We start from the raw sequence: 17,615 nt of genomic DNA, 5'->3' as shown, positions 1-17,615 counted from the left end.
GCCGCTGATCAGTCGGCTGCGGGTTCAGTGCGGTGACCGGGCGGTCACCGAGAGGGGGGAGGCCGTCATGGCAGGCGAGGTTTCCGTACCGTTCCGGGCCGGGCGTGAGGGGTACGCGAGTTTCCGGATCCCGGCAGTGGTCCTCACCGGGAAGGGCACGGTCCTCGCGTTCTGCGAAGGGCGTGTCGGTTCCCGCGCGGACCACGGGAACATCGACATCGTCCTCAAGCGGTCCACCGACGGCGGCCGCACATGGGGCCCGCTCCAGGTGGCCGCCAGGAACGGCGACCATCTCTCCGGCAACCCGGCACCCGTCGTCCTCGACACCGGCCGGATCCTGCTGGTGCACATACGGAACGCCGCCTCGGCGACCGAGGACGCCATCCGGCGCGGCAAGGTCACCGCCGCGGACGGACGCCGCGTATGGCTCCAGCACAGCGACGACGACGGGCTCACCTGGTCGAGGCCGCGGGACATCACCGGCCGGACCAAGAAGGCGGCCTGGCGCTGGTACGCCACCACGCCCGGGCACGCGATCCAGCTGACGAGCGGCACGGCGAAAGGACGCGTCGTCGTCCCCGCCAACCACTCGCTCCCGCCCACCGGCACCGACAACGGCACCGAAGGCAAGTACAACGGCGGCCACTGCCTCCTCAGCGACGACCGTGGCGCCACCTGGCGGATCGGATACGTCGACGACAACACCAACGGCGTCGTCAACGTCAACGAGACGACCGCCGCCGAACTGCCCGACGGGCGTGTGTACTTCAACACCCGCAACGACTCTCCCTCCCCGGGCAACCGCGCGGACGCCCACTCGCGCGACGGCGGCCAGACCCTCGTCAAGCCGTTCCGTCCGCAGGCGGGCCTCACCGGGCCCGTCGTCGAGGGCAGCGTGCTCCAGCTCCGCGACCCGGACCTGCTGCTCTACTCCGGCCCCGCCGATGGCTCCCGGGCCCTGATGACGATCCGCAGCAGTACGGACGGCGGCACCACCTGGCGGACCGCCTACACGGTCGACGGGCTCCCCGCCGCGTACTCCGATCTCGTACGCGTCGACGCGGCGACCGTCGGACTCCTCTACGAGACGGGTGACTTCAGCGCGTACGAGACGATCACGTTCCGGCGCGTGCCCGTGGCGGAGCTGTAGGGAACCTGCAGTCGCGGGCCGAGCTACCCGGAGGGGCCGTACGGCGTGATCCAGCACACTGCCCGGGCGAGGTGATCCCTGCCGGGGCCTGCACGTATCGTCGCCGTATGACTTCCAGTGATGACGCGAAGACGGCTCCCGCCAAGGCCCCCGCCAAGGACCCCTGGGACCTGCCCGACGTGTCCGGTCTCGTCGTCGGCGTCCTCGGCGGCACCGGCCCGCAGGGCAAGGGCCTCGCCTACCGGCTCGCCAAGGCCGGCCAGAAGGTGATCATCGGCTCGCGGGCCGCCGACCGGGCACGGACGGCGGCCGACGAGCTCGGGCACGGCGTCGAGGGCGCGGACAACGCGGAGTGCGCGCGCCGCAGCGACATCGTCATCGTCGCCGTGCCGTGGGACGGGCACGCGGCGACCCTCGAGGCGCTGCGCGAGGAGCTCGCGGGCAAGCTCGTCGTCGACTGCGTCAACCCGCTCGGTTTCGACAAGAAGGGCGCGTACGCGCTGAAGCCGGAGGAGGGCAGCGCCGCCGAGCAGGCCGCCGCGCTGCTGCCGGACTCGCGGGTCACGGCCGCCTTCCACCACCTGTCCGCCGTCCTGCTCCAGGACCCGTCGGTCGGGGAGATCGACACCGACGTGATGGTGCTGGGCGAGTCCCGGGCCGACACGGACATGGTCCAGGCGCTCGCCGGGCGCATCCCCGGCATGCGTGGCGTCTTCGCCGGACGGCTGCGGAACGCCCACCAGGTCGAGGCGCTGGTGGCCAACCTCATTTCCGTGAACCGCCGCTACAAGGCGCACGCGGGGCTGCGCGTCACGGACGTGTAGCCCGCCCCTTTCCTGTGAACCGTGGGCATGGGGGACACTGGACGGCGTACCACCTCACGCCCCCGACAGGAGCCGACCCCCATGCCCCGCCTCGCTCTGTACACCCTCGCCGTCTGCCTCCTGTCCGTCGCCGCGGCCGTGGTCTCCTTCGTCCAGGGCAGCTGGCTGGGCATCGTGTGGGTGCTGCTGGCCGGGCTGTCGTCGAACATGACGTGGTACTACGCGCGCAAGGCGAAGGTCGAGAAGGCCGCGAGGGCGGCGGCGTCGTCCCCGGGGGAGCGGGGCACCTCCGTCACGCGCTGACGGAACGGGGCCGTTACGCGCCGACGGAGCAGACGGCGTTCGTCTCCGTCCAGAAGCGGTACAGCGACTGGCCGCAGTAGCTCTGGAACTCGTTGATGCCCAGGCTGTCCAGAATCGCGTGGATCGCGTCGAAGAACAGGACGTTCACCTCCGGGATCCACAGGATCGCGAACACCGCAAGGAGGCCGAACGGCGCGAACGGCTCCACCTGCCGGCGGATCCGCTGCGACAGCCAGGGCTCGATCACGCCGTACCCGTCCAGGCCGGGAATCGGCAGGAAGTTCAGGATCGCCGCCGTCACCTGGAGCAGCGCCAGGAACGCCAGCGCATAGCGGAACGTGACCGGTACACCGTCCAGCGCGTCCAGCCAGAACGGCGCCGTGCACACGACTGCGAACAGCACGTTGGTGAGCGGCCCGGCTGCGGAGATCAGGCTGTGCTTCCAGCGGCCCTGGATCCGGCCGCGCTCGATGAACACCGCGCCGCCCGGCAGACCGATCCCGCCCATCATCACAAAGAGGACGGGCAGCACGATCGACAGCAACGCATGGGTGTATTTGAGCGGGTTGAGGGTGAGATATCCCTTTGCTCCGATCGAGAGGTCGCCGCTGTGCAGCGCCGTACGCGCGTGTGCGTACTCGTGCAGGCAGAGGGAGACGATCCAGGCCGCCGTCACGAAGAGGAAGACGGCGAATCCCGGCTGCTCGGCGAAGCCGGTCCAGGCGGCCCAGCCCGCGACCGCCGTAATGGCCGCGATCCCCAGAAAGACGGGGCTGATCCTCCGGTCGCTGCGGCGCAGGGTGGCGGTGGCCATGGGCGGTCTCCTGAGGCTCGGGTGAGGGTGGGACGTGCGGGGGCGGTCTGATCGACCGTATCGGTGGTGTGGAGGGAACGTCCTGCGGACGGGCTGGGGTTCCTGGACTCCTCCCCGTTCACTCGTCCCGGTTCCTGCCGGGTCCGAAACCCGGAAGCGGTGCCCGGCCGTCCCCGGAGACAATGGACCCCGTGCGCTACCGCTTCCTCGGCCCCACCCAGGCACTCCGCCCCGACGGCACCCTCGTCCCGGTCGGCGGGGCGCGGCTGCGTGCGCTGCTGACGGTGCTGGCGCTGCGGGCGGGACGGTCCGTGCCCGCCGCCGTACTCGTCGACGAGGTGTGGGGCGACGAGCCGCCGGCGGACGCCACGGGAGCGCTGCAGGCGCTGGTCGCGCGGCTGCGCAGGGCGCTCGGCGCGGACGCCGTCGCCTCCGTGGGCGGCGGCTACCGGCTGTGCGCGACGGCCGAGGACATCGATCTGTACCGGTTCGAGCGGCTGGCAGGAGAGGGTGCGCGGGCACTGTCCGACGGTGACCCGGCCAAGGCGGCGGTGGTCCTCGACGACGCGCTCGCCCTGTGGCACGGTCCCGCGCTCGCCGACCTCCCGGACGGCGCCGCCGAGTCGGCCCGTTGGGAGGCCCGGCGTCTCGACGCCCGCCGCACCCGCCTCACCGCGGCGGTCGCCCTCGGCCAGGCGGAACAGGTGCTCCCCGAGCTCGCCGCCCTGTGCGGCAGCCACCCACTCGACGAGCCCCTTCACCTCCTCCACCTCCGCGCCCTCCGTGCCGCGGGCCGCACGGCCGAGGCCCTCGCCGCGTACGAGTCCCTGCGCCACGAGCTCGCGGACCGCCTCGGCTCGGATCCCGGACCGGAACTGCGGGCATTGCACACGGAGCTGCTGCGGGGCGCCGCCCCGGAGGAGCGGGGCCGCGCCGCGGCCCCGTCGCCATCGCCCTCGTACGCCGGATCCGCGGTACCCCGCGACCGTACGACGCCTCCCGCCCCGGACGGTACGACACCGCCGCCCGTCGACCGTGCGACGCCCCCTCCCCCCGACCGTGCGACGCCCCCTCCCCCCGGCAACCTCCGCGCCCGCCTGACCTCCTTCGTCGGCCGGGAGGCCGACATCGACGCCATCCGGGGCGACCTCGCGGCGACCCGGCTCGTGACGCTGCTCGGACCCGGCGGGGCCGGCAAGACACGGCTGTCGCAGGAGGCGGCCGAGACCGTCAGGGACGCGGCGCGCGACGGGGTGTGGCTGGCCGAGCTCGCGCCGGTGGACGATCCGGAGGCCGTGCCCGAGGCCGTGCTCACCGCGGTCGGGGCGCGGGAGACCGTGCTGCGCGGCGCCGGTGCCGAGGAGATGCGGGCCGTGGCCGACCGGCACGACGATCCTCTCGTACGCCTCGCCGAGCACTGCGCCAGGCGCCGCATGCTGCTCATCCTCGACAACTGCGAGCACGTCGTCGACGCGGCCGCCCACCTCGTGGAGCACCTGCTCGAACGCTGCCCCGAGCTGAGGATCCTGGCCACGAGCCGCGAACCCCTGGGCGTGCCAGGGGAGTTGCTGCGCCCCGTCGAGCCCCTGCCCCTGCCGGTCGCCCTGCGGTTGCTCGCCGACCGGGGAGCCGCGGCCCGCCCCGGCTTCCGGATCGACAGCGACGAAGAAGCCGCGGCCGCCGCCGCCGAGATCTGCCGCCGCCTCGACGGGCTTCCGCTCGCCATCGAACTGGCCGCCGCCCGTCTCCGTATGCTGACGCTGCGTCAGATCGCCGACCGCCTCGACGACCGCTTCCGGCTGCTCAGCTCCGGAAGCCGCACCGTCCTGCCCCGCCAGCAGACACTGCGCGCCGTGGTCGACTGGTCCTGGGATCTGCTCGACGAGGACGAACGAGCCGTCCTGCGCCGACTGTCGGTCTTCGCGGGCGGCTGCGACCTCGCCGCCGCCGAGGCCGTGTGCGGGGCCGCGGCTCTGCAGGCGATCGGCTCTCTCGTCGACAAGTCCCTGGTGGTCGCCGCGCCTTCGGCGGGCGGTGACATGCGGTACCGGCTCCTGGAGACGGTCGCCGAGTACGCCGGCGAGCGGCTCGACGAGGCCGGTGAGCGCGAGGCCGTCGCCCGCGCCCACCTCACGTACTACCGGGAGCTCGCCCGCCTCGCCGACCCGCTGCTGCGCGGCCCCGGGCAGAGCGCCGCGATCGAGCGGTTCGAGACCGAGTACGAGAACCTGCGCACCGCGCTGCGGCACGCCGTCGCCGCCCATGACGAGCAAGAGGCCCTGTGCCTCGTCCACTCCCTCTTCTGGTACTGGCAGATGCGGGATCTGCGCATCGAGGCCCGCAACTGGTCCCGGGAGGTCATGGCGCTCGGTCCCGACCCCTTCACCTCGCCCGCGCAGCCCGTCCCACCGGTACACGAGCGGTGCACGGACGCGCCCCCGCCGATGAGCCCCGAGCTGCTCGAAGAGGCCCGGCGCGGTGTGCATCTCGTCCATCTCGCCTGCATGGACACGGAACTGGACGCCTGGAACACACCGCAGGCCCAGGCGAAGCTGCGCGCCATCAGCGAGACGTATCGCCCGGGGATGCCGCAGACCTGCCGTAGCCCGGGCAACCTCTGGTTCTTTGCCGTGCTCCTGACCGGCGACATGAAGCGGACGCACGCCGTCATCGACGAGTCCATCCGGACCTGCCGCGAGCTCGGCTACGCATGGGAGCTGGGCATGGCCCTGCAGTTGCGGGCCAACATCCTCGCCAACCGCAGCGACTGGGCGGGAGACGCCACCCGCGACGCCGACGAGGCCCTGGAGGTCTTCACCCGGCTCGGGGACGCGTGGGGCACCGCCGAGGCGCTCTCCGCCCGCGGCGAGGCCCAGGAACGCAAGGGCGAGTACGCGGCCGCCGCCCAGACGTACGAGGCGGCGATCACCTACGCGCAGCGGCTCGGCGCCCGCGCGCAGGCGGCCGTGCTCCGCGCCCGCCTCGGCGCCGTCCTCATCGAGTCGGGGGAGCCCGAGCGGGGTGAGGAGATGCTGCGCGATGTCGTGGAGCAGAGCCGCGGAACCGCCAACGACGCCATGCCCGCGGCCCGCCTGTTCCTCGCGATGTGGCTCGGCCGCACCCGCCGCACCGAGGAGGCGCGGGAACAGCTGGAGGCGCTGCGCAGCGATTTCGGAGCCGCCGCGTTTGTGGTCTTTGCCGGGTTCATGCTCGGTGTGGAGGCCTGGCTGGAGGTGGTCGACGGCCGGTACGAACAAGGTCTGGTGAAGGCCCGGCAGGCGATGGAGCGGTCCCGCGAGCCGCTGGCGCACATGATGGCGCCCCAGATGCCGTCGGTCCATCTGACCACCGGAGCCGTCGCACTCGCCGGTCTGGACGGCGGCGGCCGCGCACGCGACGCCGCCCGGCTGCTGGGCGCGGCCCGGGCCCTGCTGCCGCCCCGGCATTTCTCCACCCCGCTGGAGCGCGAGATGCACGAGCAGGGCGAGTCGGCGGCACGCGCCGTGCTGGGCGACGAGGCCTACGACGCCGCATACGCCGAGGGGGGCGGCCTCACTCTCGACGAGGCCGCCGCCCTGCTCTGAGCTCGCTGAGCTCGTTGAGCTCGCGGAGCTCGGACACCGAACTGCGACGCGCACCGACCCGGGCCCAGCGGGACGAGCTCAGTGCCCAGCGGGACGAGCTCAGTGCCCACCGGGACGAGCTCAGTGCCCACCGGGACGAGCTCAGCTCTTGGTGCGGAACTTGTGGATCGCGATCGGCGCCATCACCAGCGTGAGGAGCGCCGACCAACCGAGGGTCACCCACAGGTCGTGCGTCAACGGGCCCTGCACCATCAGTCCGCGCGCGGCGTCGGCGAGTGAGGACAGCGGGTTGTAGTCGGTGAAGGCCTGCAGCCAGCCGGGCATCGACTCGGTCGGCGCGAAGATCGACGAGCCGAACTGCAGCGGCATCAGCACCAGGAAGCCCATCGCCTGCACGGACTGGGCGTTCTTCATGGTCACGCCCAGCGTGAGGAACACCCACATGAGGGCCGAGCCGAACACCACCGACAGACCCACGGCCGCGAACAGGCCGGGCCAGTTGGTGATGTCGAAGCCGACGAGGACGCCGACGACCAGCAGGATCGCCGTCGCGATCAGCATGCGCATCAGCTCGACCACGATCTTGGCGATCAGCACGGAGCCGCGCCCGATCGGCAGGGACCGGAAGCGGTCCATGACGCCGCTCTGGAAGTCCTGGTTGAAGCCGGTACCGACGCCCATGGAGATGTTCATGCTCGTCATCGCCATCAGACCCGGAACCACGTACTGCACGTACTGGTCCTGACCGCCGCCCAGCGACTGGCCGATGGAACCGCCGAAGACGTACACGAACAGCAGCGTGAAGACGACCGGCATCAGGATGGCGTCGAACATCGACTCCGGGTCCTGGCGGATCCACAGCAGGTTGCGGCGGACGAGGGCGCCGGTGTGGCGCAGGTGGCCGCGCAGACCGATACGGGCGTCGGCCTTGATGTCTGTGGTGACGGGGACGGTGGCGGCGCTCATACGGAGACCTTCTCGAGCTCGGTGGGCGTGGCGTCCTGCGGGGCACTGGCGCGGTGGCCGGTGAGGGACAGGAACACCTCGTCCAGGCTGGGCAGTTCGGTGGTGATCGAGGCGATCGTGACGCCGCGCGCGACGACCGCTCCGGTCACGGCGGTCAGCTGCTCGTCACTGAGGATGGGGACCAGGAGGGTGCCGCTGCCGGCGTCCACGGTCGTCGTGGCGATGCCGGTGATGCCCAGCTCGTCGAGCGCGGAGGCGAGCGGGCGCAGCTCCACCGGGTCGGCCGGGCGGATGCGCAGCGTACGGCCGCCGACCTTGGCCTTCAGCTCGTCGATGGCGCCGCCCGCGATGACCTTGCCGCGGTCGATGACGGTCAGCTCGGAGGCGAGCTGTTCGGCCTCTTCCATGTACTGGGTGGTGAGCAGGACGGTGACACCGTCGCCGACCATGCGCTGGACCTCGTCCCACACCTCGTTGCGGGTGCGCGGGTCGAGACCGGTCGTCGGCTCGTCCAGATAGAGGACCGCCGGGCGGCCGATCATGGAGGCGGCCAGGTCGAGGCGGCGGCGCATACCGCCCGAGTACGTGCTCGCGGGGCGCTTGGCCGCCTCGGTCAGCGAGAAGCGCTCCAGCAGCTCGTCGGCGCGGGCCCGGGCCTCCTTGCGGGGCAGGTCGAGCAGGCGGCCGATCATGTAGAGGTTCTCCCAGCCGGGGAGCTTCTCGTCGACGGAGGCGTACTGGCCGGTGAGACCGATCACCCGGCGCAGCTGCCGGGGCTGTCGTACGACGTCGTGGCCGGCCACGGTCGCGTGCCCTGCGTCGGGCGTGATGAGGGTGGACAGGATGCGCACGAGGGTGGTCTTGCCGGCGCCGTTCGGCCCGAGCACACCCATGACGGTGCCCTCGCGGACGTCCAGGTCGACGCCGTCCAGCGCCTTGGTCTCGCCGTAGTGCTTGACCAGTCCCCGCACGGTGACGGCACTGTTCGCGCCGCTGGGGTTCTTGTCGATTCGCGTCATGCCGACGAGGGTGCCAGCCACCACTGACAATCCACCGACAGGCCGCCGACAGCCACCTGCATCTCGCCGACAGCTCTGCACGGCGCAGGCCTACATCACTTGGCCCGTCCGGCGTTTGAGGACGAGGCCGTTCAGGCCGAAGGGGGTCTGGGTGCGCAGCCTCCAGGGACGGGCGGAGGCGGCAAAGGGGCAGCCCGCCGACGGGGGAAGATCGGCGGGCTGCCCGTGGTGCGGCGATGGCTCAGTGGCAGCGCCTAAGCGGCCCCGGGGAAGTTCAGGCACGCCCCCACGCCGCCCGGCACGCTCCCCCACTGCCTTAAGGGCGTGGGAGGTGCCCCCACTCGCCGCACCGACCAAAGGCCCAAGTAGCTCCTCCCCCATTGCCTTAAGGGCATGGGAGGGACCCCCATCGAGGACCTTCGTCCGGCACGCCGAGAGCACGCACCGAACGACGCGGGAACGCACCCGCACTTCCCCGGCACCGCTTAGTGGACGGAGTGCTCCTCCAACGGGAACGTTCCGCCGACGACATCCTCGGCGTACGCCTTCGCCGCGTCACCGATGACAGACCGCAGATCCGCGTACTGCTTCACGAACCGCGGCATCTTCCCGCCGGTCAGACCAAGCATGTCGGTCCACACCAGCACCTGCGCGTCGCACTCCGGACCGGCGCCGATGCCGACGGTCGGGATGTGCAGGCTCCGGGTGACCTCGGCCGCCAGCTCGGCCGGGACCAGCTCCAGCACGACCGCGAACGCGCCCGCGTCCTGCACGGCCTTGGCGTCGCGCAGCAGCTGCTGGGCGGCCTCCTCGCCGCGGCCCTGGACGCGGTAGCCCATGGCGTTGACGGACTGCGGGGTGAGCCCGATGTGCGCCATGACCGGGATGCCGGACTCGACAAGCAGCTCGATCTGGCGGTGCGAGCGCTCGCCGCCTTCCAGCTTCACGGCGCCGACCCCGGCCTCCTTGATCAGCCGGGTCGCGCTGCGCAGCGCCTGTACAGGGCCCTCCTGGTACGACCCGAAGGGCAGGTCGGCGACGATCAGCGCACGGTTCGTGCCGCGCACGACGGCCGCGGAGAGCATCGTCATCTCGTCGAGGGTGACGGGCACGGTGGTCTCGTACCCCAGGTGGCAGTTGCCCGCCGAGTCGCCGACGAGCAGGACCGGGATGCCGGCCTCGTCGAAGACGGACGCGGTCATCGCGTCGTATGCGGTGAGCATCGGCCACTTCTCGCCGCGCTCCTTGGCGGCGGCGATGTCGCGCACGGTGATACGGCGAGTGCCCTTGCCCCCGTACAGCGCCTTGCTGCTGTCGGACGTGCGGCCAGTGTCCTGGCCGGGCTTCTGGGCAGCCGAGAGCTGCGTCATTGCAACGGCTCCTTCTGTCATCTCGAGGCGCCCTGACGGCGTCCCCGGATCAGGTCCATGGTGGCACTACGTGCCGCCCGACGGCTAGACGGCCCCCCTTACGGACGTAGGAGCCCCGTATCACCTACGACCGTATGAGCCCGTATCACCGGCCCCTGGCCCACCGCTCACCGGCCCCTGGCCCACCGCTCACCGGCCCCCGTGCCCACAGCCGTAGGACCTTGTCGCCCCAACGTTCCGTAACGTCTCCGTAAAGGTTTTCCAATACGAGACGGTCTCGTATCGAATTGCGCCTAGGCTCGGCGCCATGACTTCTCCTGCCGTTCCGGGCCCCCGGATACCGGAGGCCGTCCACCGGCGCCGCTGGGCGATTCTGGGCGTCCTCATGCTGAGCCTGCTGATCGTGGTGCTCGACAACTCGATCCTCAACGTCGCCATCAAGACCATCTCCACCCCGGCACCCGTCGGCCTCGGTACCACGCAGAGCGAGCTCGAGTGGGCCATCAACGCCTACACGCTGGTCTTCGCCGGACTGCTGTTCACCTCCGGCCTGCTGGGCGACCGGCTCGGCCGCAAGAAGGTCCTGCTGGCCGGTCTGGCCGTCTTCGGCATCAGCTCGGCGCTCGCCGCCCAGTCCGGGTCGCCGGAACAGCTCATCGCCTTCCGTGCCCTGATGGGCCTCGGCGCCGCCTTTGTGATGCCCGCCACTCTGGCCGTCCTCATGAACGTCTTCGAGCGCGAGGAGCAGCCGAAGGCCATCGGCATCTGGGCGGGCGGCGTCGGCCTCGCCATCGCCATCGGTCCCATCACCGGCGGCGTGCTTCTCGACCACTTCTGGTGGGGCTCGGTCTTCCTGATCAACGTGCCGATCGTGATCCTCGCGGTCGCACTGATGCTGTGGCTGGTGCCGGACTCCCGCGACCCGAACCCCGGCCGCATCGACCCCGTCGGCGTCGTGCTCTCCGTCATCGGGCTCGTCCTGCTCGTGTACGGCATCATCAAGGGCGGCCAGCTCGCCGACTTCACCGACGCCGCCGTGCTGGCGACCATCGCCGCCGGCCTCGCCGTGCTCGTCGCCTTCGTCGTGTACGAGAAGCGCAGCGACCACCCGTCCGTCGACGTCACGTACTTCAAGAACAAGGTCTTCTCGGCCGCGATCGCCGCCATCGCGCTGGTCTTCTTCGCGCTGATGGGCGTGACCTTCTTCTCGGTCTTCTACACCCAGAGCGTGCGCGGGTACTCGCCGCTGCAGACCGGTCTGCTGATGCTTCCGCTGGCCGCCGCGCAGCTGATCTTCGCGCCGCGGGCCCGGCTGCTCGTCGACCGTTTCGGCAACAAGGCCACCACCACGGCCGGCATGCTGGTCATCGCCGCGATGCTGGCCGCGTTCGCCACGCTGGAGGCCGACACGCCGATCTGGATCCTCGAGGTGATCTTCTTCCTCATGGGCGCCGGCATGGCGCACATCATGACGCCGACCAGCGTCGTCATCATGCAGGCCCTGCCGCGCGAGAAGGCCGGCTCCGCCTCCGCGCTCAGCAACACCTTCCGCCAGGTCGGCGGCGCCCTCGGTATCGCCGTCCTCGGCTCCGTGCTGTCGACGGCGTACCGCAACGGCATCGAGGACAAGCTCGGCATGCTCCCCGCCGGCGCCCGCCACACCGCGGGCGAGTCCATCGAGGCCACACTCGGCGTCGCCGCGAAGCTCGGCGCACAGGGCAAGTCCCTGGTCACTCCGGCGAATGACGCCTTCCTGCACGCCATGCACGTCACGGCCCTGTGCGGGGCGGGCGTGGCGCTGCTCGGCGCTGTGGTGGTGGCCCTGTTCCTGCCGGGGCGTGCCCCGGCCGTGCAGAAGGAGGTGGAGACCGAGGAGCTGGTGGCCGCGGAGAACTGACACCCGGTCGGGTGCTCCTCCACTGCCTCAAGGGCATGGGAGGCACCACCAGTGCCTGCGCACCCGGCTTCCCGGACCCCGGCCCGAATACAGGGAGAATCGGGAGAGGCGAAGGTGAAACGAAAGGGCGGAGCATTGGTGGACCTCGCGGAACAGCAGGAGCAGCGGAGGGGCCGCCCCCGCAGCGAAGCGGTGGAGCGCGCCATCATCGACGGCGTCGTCGCGCTCGTGGAGGAAGGCGTGCCGCTCGCCGAGGTCTCCATCGAACGGGTGGCACGCACGGCGGGCGTCGGCAAGGCCACCATCTACCGCCGCTGGAGTGGCAGGGAGGAACTCTTCTGCGACGTACTGCGCGCCGTCGAGCCCGAAGACCCCCAGCTGACCGGCGCATCCATGCGCGAGGACCTGATCGCCCTCCTGGAGTCGATGCGCCTCCGCGGCCTCGCGAACCGGTCCTCCGCGCTGCTGCACAACGTGTATGCCCAGATGAAGAGTCAGCCGAAAGTCTGGGCGGTGTACCGCGCCACGGTGATAGAGCCGCGGCGCAGGCTCAGTCTCGAGGTGCTGCGCCGGGGAGTGGAGAACGGCGAGATCCGCGACGACGTCGACCTCGAGCTCGTCAACGACCTGTTTACCGGCCCGATGCTCGTACGGTCCGTGATGCGGCCCGACGACGCCGAGCTGGAGGCGGGGCTTCCGGAGCAGATCGTCGACAGCGTGCTGCGGGGGCTGCGCCCGTGACGTGAGGCCGCGCCCGGACTGCCGGGTGCGTCTGTGCCTGACGGGTTCTTCTGTGCCTGACGGGTTCTTCTGTGCCTGTTCGGTGCGTGCCTCTGTGCCTGGAGGTGCATCTGTGCCACGGGCTGCTTGTGTGAACGTGCGTAAGCGGATGTGAGCGTTTCGTCACAGAGAGCGGTTACGGTCAGCGCATCCGGAACCCGGGAAGCAGACTTGTTCGTCCTCGCGCCCGTACGGCCGTCAATGGCGGCAGGGAACGACTCCGTTCATCGCCTAGGGTCGTGAAGGGGCGGGGGAACGGTGTGCACGGCAGGCAGTGAGGCGACGGTATGGCGCAGGCGTACATGACGGAGACGGGCAGCGGCGGCTCGGGGCCCGAGCGCCAGGGGTCCCGGCTTCGGCGCCTGGTGGACCGCTGGCGCGGCGACCGCGGCATCTGGCGGCGCGGCCTCGTCGTCGCCGCGGTCGCGGTCGTACTCGCGCTGGTGATGCTCTTCCACGCACAGATCCCGAACACGGTCGGCAACCTCGGCAGCCTCACGGAGACGTTCCTGCCCTGGCTCGGCGTCCTCGTGCCGCTGCTGCTGGTTCTGGCGCTGGTCCGCCGCTCGGCCATCGCACTGATCGCGGTGCTGGTGCCGGCGATCGTCTGGCTCAACCTGTTCGGCGGGCTGCTCACCGACAAGACGGGCAGCGGCGGCAACCTGACCGTCGCCACCCACAACGTCAACGCGGACAACGCGGACCCGTCCGGCACCGCCCGCGACGTCGCCGCCTCCGGCGCGGACGTCGTGGCGCTCGAGGAGCTCACCGACTCCGCGGTGCCGGTCTACGAGAAGGCGCTGGCGGGGACGTACAAGTACCACTCCGTCGGCGGCACCGTCGGGCTGTGGAGCAAGTATCCGCTGAGCGGCACCGAGCCGGTCGACATCAAGCTCGGCTGGACGCGGGCCATGCGGACGACGGTCACCACCCCCGAGGGTGAGGTCGCCTTCTACGTCGCGCATCTGCCGTCGGTCCGGGTCAAGGCCGACGCCGGGTTCACCGCCAACCAGCGCGACAAGAGCGCGGACGCGCTGGGCGAGGCCATCGCCGACGAGAAGCTGAAGCGGATCGTCCTGCTCGGCGACCTCAACGGCACGATGAACGACCGCGCGCTGCGGGCGGTCACCTCGCAGATGCGCTCCACGCAGGGCGCGGCGGGCAGCGGCACGGGCTTCAGCTGGCCGGCGGCGTTCCCGATGGCGCGGATCGACCAGATCATGGTGATGGGCGTGGAGCCGGTGTCGTCATGGTCCCTGCCGCAGACGGGCAGCGACCATCTCCCGATCGCCGCGAGGGTCAAGCTCTGACAGGGCCCCTGCTTTGACCCGGGCCGGGATCCGCCCCTGGGTCTGCTTTCGCGCGGCCGCCTCGATTTCGCGCGGCCGCCTCGAGGCAACCCCCACTTAACCCCGCGGAATACTGAGCCTGAGAGACTTTGTTCCGTACTTGAACATACGAAAGTCCCTCCCGCTCCGTGAAAGGTCCCCATCCCTCATGCCCCTGGCCCTGCTCGCCCTCGCCGTGGGCGCCTTCGGCATCGGCACCACCGAGTTCGTGATGATGGGCCTGCTGCCCAACGTCGCGGACGACCTGCACACGTCCATTCCCACCGCCGGGCACCTGGTCTCCGCGTACGCGCTCGGCGTCGTCATCGGCGCCCCGCTGCTCGCCGCGGTCACCGCCCGGCTGCCCCGCCGGCACGTCCTCATCGGCCTGATGGTGCTCTTCGTCGCGGGCAACGCGCTGTCCGCGGCCGCCCCCGACTACCACTGGCTGGTCGCCGCGCGCTTCGTCAGCGGACTCCCGCACGGCGCCTTCTTCGGCGTCGGCGCGGTCGTCGCCACCGGCCTGGTCGCCCCCGAGCGCAAGGCCCGCTCGGTGTCGCTGATGTTCCTCGGCCTGACCGTCGCCAATATCGCGGGCGTGCCCGTGGCCACGCTCATGGGTCAGCACTTCGGCTGGCGGGCGACGTTCCTCGGGGTCAGCGCGATCGGGATCGCGGCCGTCGCGGCCCTCGCCCTCCTGGTCCCCGCCGACCGCGGCCACGCCACGAGCACCGGCCTGCGCGGCGAACTCGGTGCACTCGGCTCGCTCCCCGTCTGGCTGGCGCTCGCCACGACCGTCGCAGGCTTCGGTGCGCTCTTCGCCGCGTACAGCTACATCACGCCGATGCTCACCGGCACCGCCGGGTACTCCGAGGCCAGCGTCACGCTGCTGCTCGCCCTCTTCGGCGTGGGCTCCACGGTCGGCAACCTGCTTGGCGGCCGGCTCGCCGACCACTCACTGCGCCGCACGCTCTTCGCCGGACTCGCGTCGCTCACGGTCGTGCTCGCGCTCTTCCCCGTCCTCATGCGCACCGAGTGGAGTGCGGCGCTGGCCGTGATCCTGCTCGGTGTGGCGGCCTTCGTCACCGGGTCTCCGCTGAACATGATGGTGATGGAGAAGGCCGCGGCTGCGCCGTCGCTCGCGTCCTCGGCGAACCAGGCCGCGTTCAACCTCGCCAACGCGGGTGGGGCGTGGATCGGCGGTGTCGCCCTGGCCGCGGGCTTCGGTCTTACGTCGCCCGCGGTGGCCGGCGCCGGCCTGGCGGCGCTCGGGCTCGGTGTCGCGACGCTTGCGTACGCGGTGGATCGGCGGCGCGCGCCCGCCTCCACGGGCCGCCTGGTGGCGGCCCATGTCCCACAGCGGCGGGAGGCTGCGCGCCGCTGAGCCGTACCCGGCAGAGGTACGACGCGGGGGCACCCGCCGTCGTGGGTTGTGCCCACCCGTTCCGCCCCAGCGGAACGACTGCCCACAACGGTGAAGGCGGACCGCCACTGGCGGATAGCCGCCCACGTGCCTGAGGGGACGTGGCGATATGTGCGCCCGCAGCGGCTGGCGCAACGTGCGGGCTCGCCCGACGATGGACGGCTCGGCGCCAGACCGAGGACGTACATACCGCCGCGGCCCCGCCCCGAAGACGGAGGGGCGCGAACCCCCGACGAGAGAGTGAGCCCCGCGACGGACAAGGCGGGGCACCGAACGTCGGAAACGGTGGTGCCCTTGTCCGCTGCACCAGCGGACAAGGGCACCACCGCCCCGCGTACCCGAGGCGTCAGCCGCTCTCGCGCCAGCGGTTCGTGATCGGCAGCCGCCGGTCCTTCCCGAACCCCTTCGCGGAGATCTTCGTGCCCGGCGGGTACTGCCGCCGCTTGTACTCCGCCGTGTCCACAAGCCGCAGCGTCTTCGCGACCATCTCCCGGTCGAACCCGGCCGCCACGATGGCGTCGGCGCCCTGGTCGCGGTCCACGTACAGATCGAGGATCGCGTCCAGCACCGGATAGTCCGGCAGGGAGTCCGTGTCGACCTGGCCGGGCCGGAGCTCCGCGCTCGGCGGCTTGGTGATCGAGTTCTCGGGGATCGGCGGCGTCTGGCCGCGCTCGGCCGCTGCCTGGTTGCGCCACTCCGCGAGCCGGAAGATGGACGTCTTGTAGACGTCCTTGATCGGCCCGTACGCGCCCACCGAGTCCCCGTAGAGCGTCGAATAGCCCACGGCCAGCTCGGACTTGTTGCCCGGCGCGAGCACGATGTGGCCCTCCTGGTTGGAGATCGCCATCAGCATCGTGCCGCGCAGCCGCGACTGCAGGTTCTCCTCGGCGAGCCCGGTAAGGCCCAGTTCACGCATGTACGCATCGAACATCGACTCGATCGGCACGGTGCGGAAGTGCAGCCCGGTGCGCCGCGCCAGCTCGGCCGCGTCGCCCTTGGAGTGGTCCGAGGAGTACTTCGACGGCATCGAGACGCCGTACACGTTGTCCGCACCCAGCGCGTCGCACGCGATGGCGGCGGTGAGCGCCGAGTCGATGCCGCCGGAGAGGCCGATCAGCACGGTCTTGAAGCCGTTCTTCGCGACATACGCGCGCAGGCCCACGACCAGCGCCGAGTAGACCTCCTCGTCGTCGTCGAGCCGGTCCGCGTACCCGCCGGCGAGCTCAGGCTCGTACGCGGGAAGGGGCTCGGACGAGATCGTCAGGTGGTCGATCCGCAGCCCGTCGTCCACGAGGCCGGACGGGGGCTCGGGGCTCGCGGCCGGCAGATCCAGGTCGAGGACGACGCACCCCTCCGCGAACTGGGGAGCACGGGTGACGACCTCGCCGTCCGCGTCGACCACGATCGAGTCGCCGTCGAAGACCAGTTCGTCCTGGCCGCCGATCATCGCGAGGTACGCCGTGGTGCAACCGGCCTCCTGGGCGCGCTTGCGCACCAGCTCAAGCCGCGTGTCGTCCTTGTTCTGCTCGTACGGCGAGGCGTTGATGGAGATCAGCAGGCCGGCGCCGGCGGCACGGGTGGCAGGGACGCGGCCGCCCTCCTGCCACAGGTCCTCGCAGATGGCGAGGGCGACGTCGACGCCGTGCACCCGCACGACCGGCATGGTGTCACCGGGCACGAAGTAGCGGAACTCGTCGAAGACGCCGTAGTTCGGGAGGTGGTGCTTGGCGAAGGTGAGCGCGACCCGGCCGCCGTGCAGGACGGCGGCGGCGTTCTGCGGGGAGCCGGCCGGCTGTCCGTACTTCGGCTGGGCGGACTCGCTCCGGTCGAGATAGCCGACGATCACCGGCAGCTCCCCGAGCCCCTCGTCGGCGAGGCGCGCGGCGAGTGCCCGAAGCCCGCTCCGGGAGGCCTCGACGAACGACGGGCGCAGGGCCAGGTCCTCGACGGGGTAGCCGGTCAGCGCCATCTCGGGGAACGCGACGAGATGCGCCCCCTGTTCGGCGGAGTGCCGGGTCCAGCGGATGATCGCCTCGGCGTTCCCGGCGAGATCGCCGACGGTCGAGTCGATCTGATTCAGGGCGAGGCGTAGTTGAGGCACGGGCTCAGTGTAATCGTCAGAGCGACACGATGTAGGGGCGTCCGATGTGGGCCGCC

Annotated in this window: 13 protein-coding genes; 8 read left to right on the top strand and 5 right to left on the bottom strand. The window is 71.2% G+C overall.

All coding sequences use genetic code 11. The features are described 5' to 3' along the window. Positions 1-67 precede the first annotated feature (67 nt). The 3 genes from H1D24_RS23565 to H1D24_RS23555 all read left to right on the top strand — a co-directional run bounded on the left by H1D24_RS23565 (position 68) and on the right by H1D24_RS23555 (position 2,277). On the top strand, positions 68-1,150 hold the full coding sequence (locus H1D24_RS23565; protein WP_181659662.1) for a sialidase family protein: 1,083 nt from the start codon (positions 68-70) through the stop codon (positions 1,148-1,150). Positions 1,151-1,257: 107 nt separating this feature from the next. Next, on the top strand, positions 1,258-1,974 hold the full coding sequence (gene npdG / locus H1D24_RS23560; RefSeq protein WP_181659661.1) for an NADPH-dependent F420 reductase: 717 nt from the start codon (positions 1,258-1,260) through the stop codon (positions 1,972-1,974). Positions 1,975-2,001: 27 nt separating this feature from the next. Next, the gene (locus H1D24_RS23555) at positions 2,002-2,277 is read left to right on the top strand and encodes a hypothetical protein (RefSeq protein WP_181659660.1); all 276 of its coding nucleotides are present in this window, start codon (positions 2,002-2,004) and stop codon (positions 2,275-2,277) included. A gap of 13 nt (positions 2,278-2,290) precedes the next feature. Here the strand turns inward: H1D24_RS23555 and H1D24_RS23550 are convergent, their stop codons facing one another. Then, complete coding sequence (locus H1D24_RS23550) at positions 2,291-3,091, bottom strand: site-2 protease family protein (protein WP_181659659.1); 801 nt, start codon at positions 3,089-3,091, stop codon at positions 2,291-2,293. 182 nt (positions 3,092-3,273) lie between these two features. On the opposite strand from H1D24_RS23550, the gene H1D24_RS23545 reads away from it, so the two are divergent. Beyond that, positions 3,274-6,675, top strand: a complete 3,402-nt coding sequence (locus H1D24_RS23545; RefSeq protein ID WP_181659658.1) for an AfsR/SARP family transcriptional regulator — start codon at positions 3,274-3,276, stop codon at positions 6,673-6,675. Positions 6,676-6,816: 141 nt separating this feature from the next. On the opposite strand, the gene H1D24_RS23540 is transcribed toward H1D24_RS23545, so the two are convergent. The 3 genes from H1D24_RS23540 to panB all read right to left on the bottom strand — a co-directional run bounded on the left by H1D24_RS23540 (position 6,817) and on the right by panB (position 10,030). Then, on the bottom strand, positions 6,817-7,641 hold the full coding sequence (locus H1D24_RS23540; protein WP_181659657.1) for an ABC transporter permease: 825 nt from the start codon (positions 7,639-7,641) through the stop codon (positions 6,817-6,819). Further along, the gene (locus H1D24_RS23535; RefSeq protein WP_181659656.1) at positions 7,638-8,660 is read right to left on the bottom strand and encodes an ATP-binding cassette domain-containing protein; all 1,023 of its coding nucleotides are present in this window, start codon (positions 8,658-8,660) and stop codon (positions 7,638-7,640) included. The genes H1D24_RS23540 and H1D24_RS23535 overlap by 4 nt, the downstream gene beginning before the upstream one ends. 485 nt (positions 8,661-9,145) lie before the next feature. Continuing rightward, on the bottom strand, positions 9,146-10,030 hold the full coding sequence (gene panB / locus H1D24_RS23530; RefSeq protein WP_181659655.1) for a 3-methyl-2-oxobutanoate hydroxymethyltransferase: 885 nt from the start codon (positions 10,028-10,030) through the stop codon (positions 9,146-9,148). A gap of 307 nt (positions 10,031-10,337) precedes the next feature. Between panB and H1D24_RS23525 the strand changes: the two genes are divergently transcribed. The 4 genes from H1D24_RS23525 to H1D24_RS23510 all read left to right on the top strand — a co-directional run bounded on the left by H1D24_RS23525 (position 10,338) and on the right by H1D24_RS23510 (position 15,419). Continuing rightward, complete coding sequence (locus H1D24_RS23525; RefSeq protein ID WP_181659654.1) at positions 10,338-11,927, top strand: MFS transporter; 1,590 nt, start codon at positions 10,338-10,340, stop codon at positions 11,925-11,927. A 138-nt stretch (positions 11,928-12,065) separates the two neighbouring features. Continuing rightward, a complete protein-coding gene (locus tag H1D24_RS23520; RefSeq protein ID WP_181659838.1) occupies positions 12,066-12,668 on the top strand; it encodes a TetR/AcrR family transcriptional regulator in 603 nt (200 codons plus the stop codon). A gap of 326 nt (positions 12,669-12,994) precedes the next feature. Further along, on the top strand, positions 12,995-14,017 hold the full coding sequence (locus H1D24_RS23515; RefSeq protein ID WP_181659653.1) for an endonuclease/exonuclease/phosphatase family protein: 1,023 nt from the start codon (positions 12,995-12,997) through the stop codon (positions 14,015-14,017). A 187-nt stretch (positions 14,018-14,204) separates the two neighbouring features. After that, positions 14,205-15,419: an MFS transporter gene (locus tag H1D24_RS23510; protein WP_181659652.1), complete on the top strand. Its 1,215-nt coding sequence runs from the start codon at positions 14,205-14,207 to the stop codon at positions 15,417-15,419. A gap of 385 nt (positions 15,420-15,804) precedes the next feature. Here H1D24_RS23510 and H1D24_RS23505 read toward each other — a convergent pair whose 3' ends face one another. Continuing rightward, positions 15,805-17,559, bottom strand: a complete 1,755-nt coding sequence (locus tag H1D24_RS23505; protein ID WP_181659651.1) for an NAD+ synthase — start codon at positions 17,557-17,559, stop codon at positions 15,805-15,807. Between the last annotated feature and the right edge of the window lie 56 nt (positions 17,560-17,615).

The organism is Streptomyces himalayensis subsp. himalayensis, assembly GCF_013778455.1.
Lineage (GTDB): Bacteria > Actinomycetota > Actinomycetes > Streptomycetales > Streptomycetaceae > Streptomyces > Streptomyces himalayensis.
This window is presented reverse-complemented; position numbering and strand designations above follow the sequence as displayed.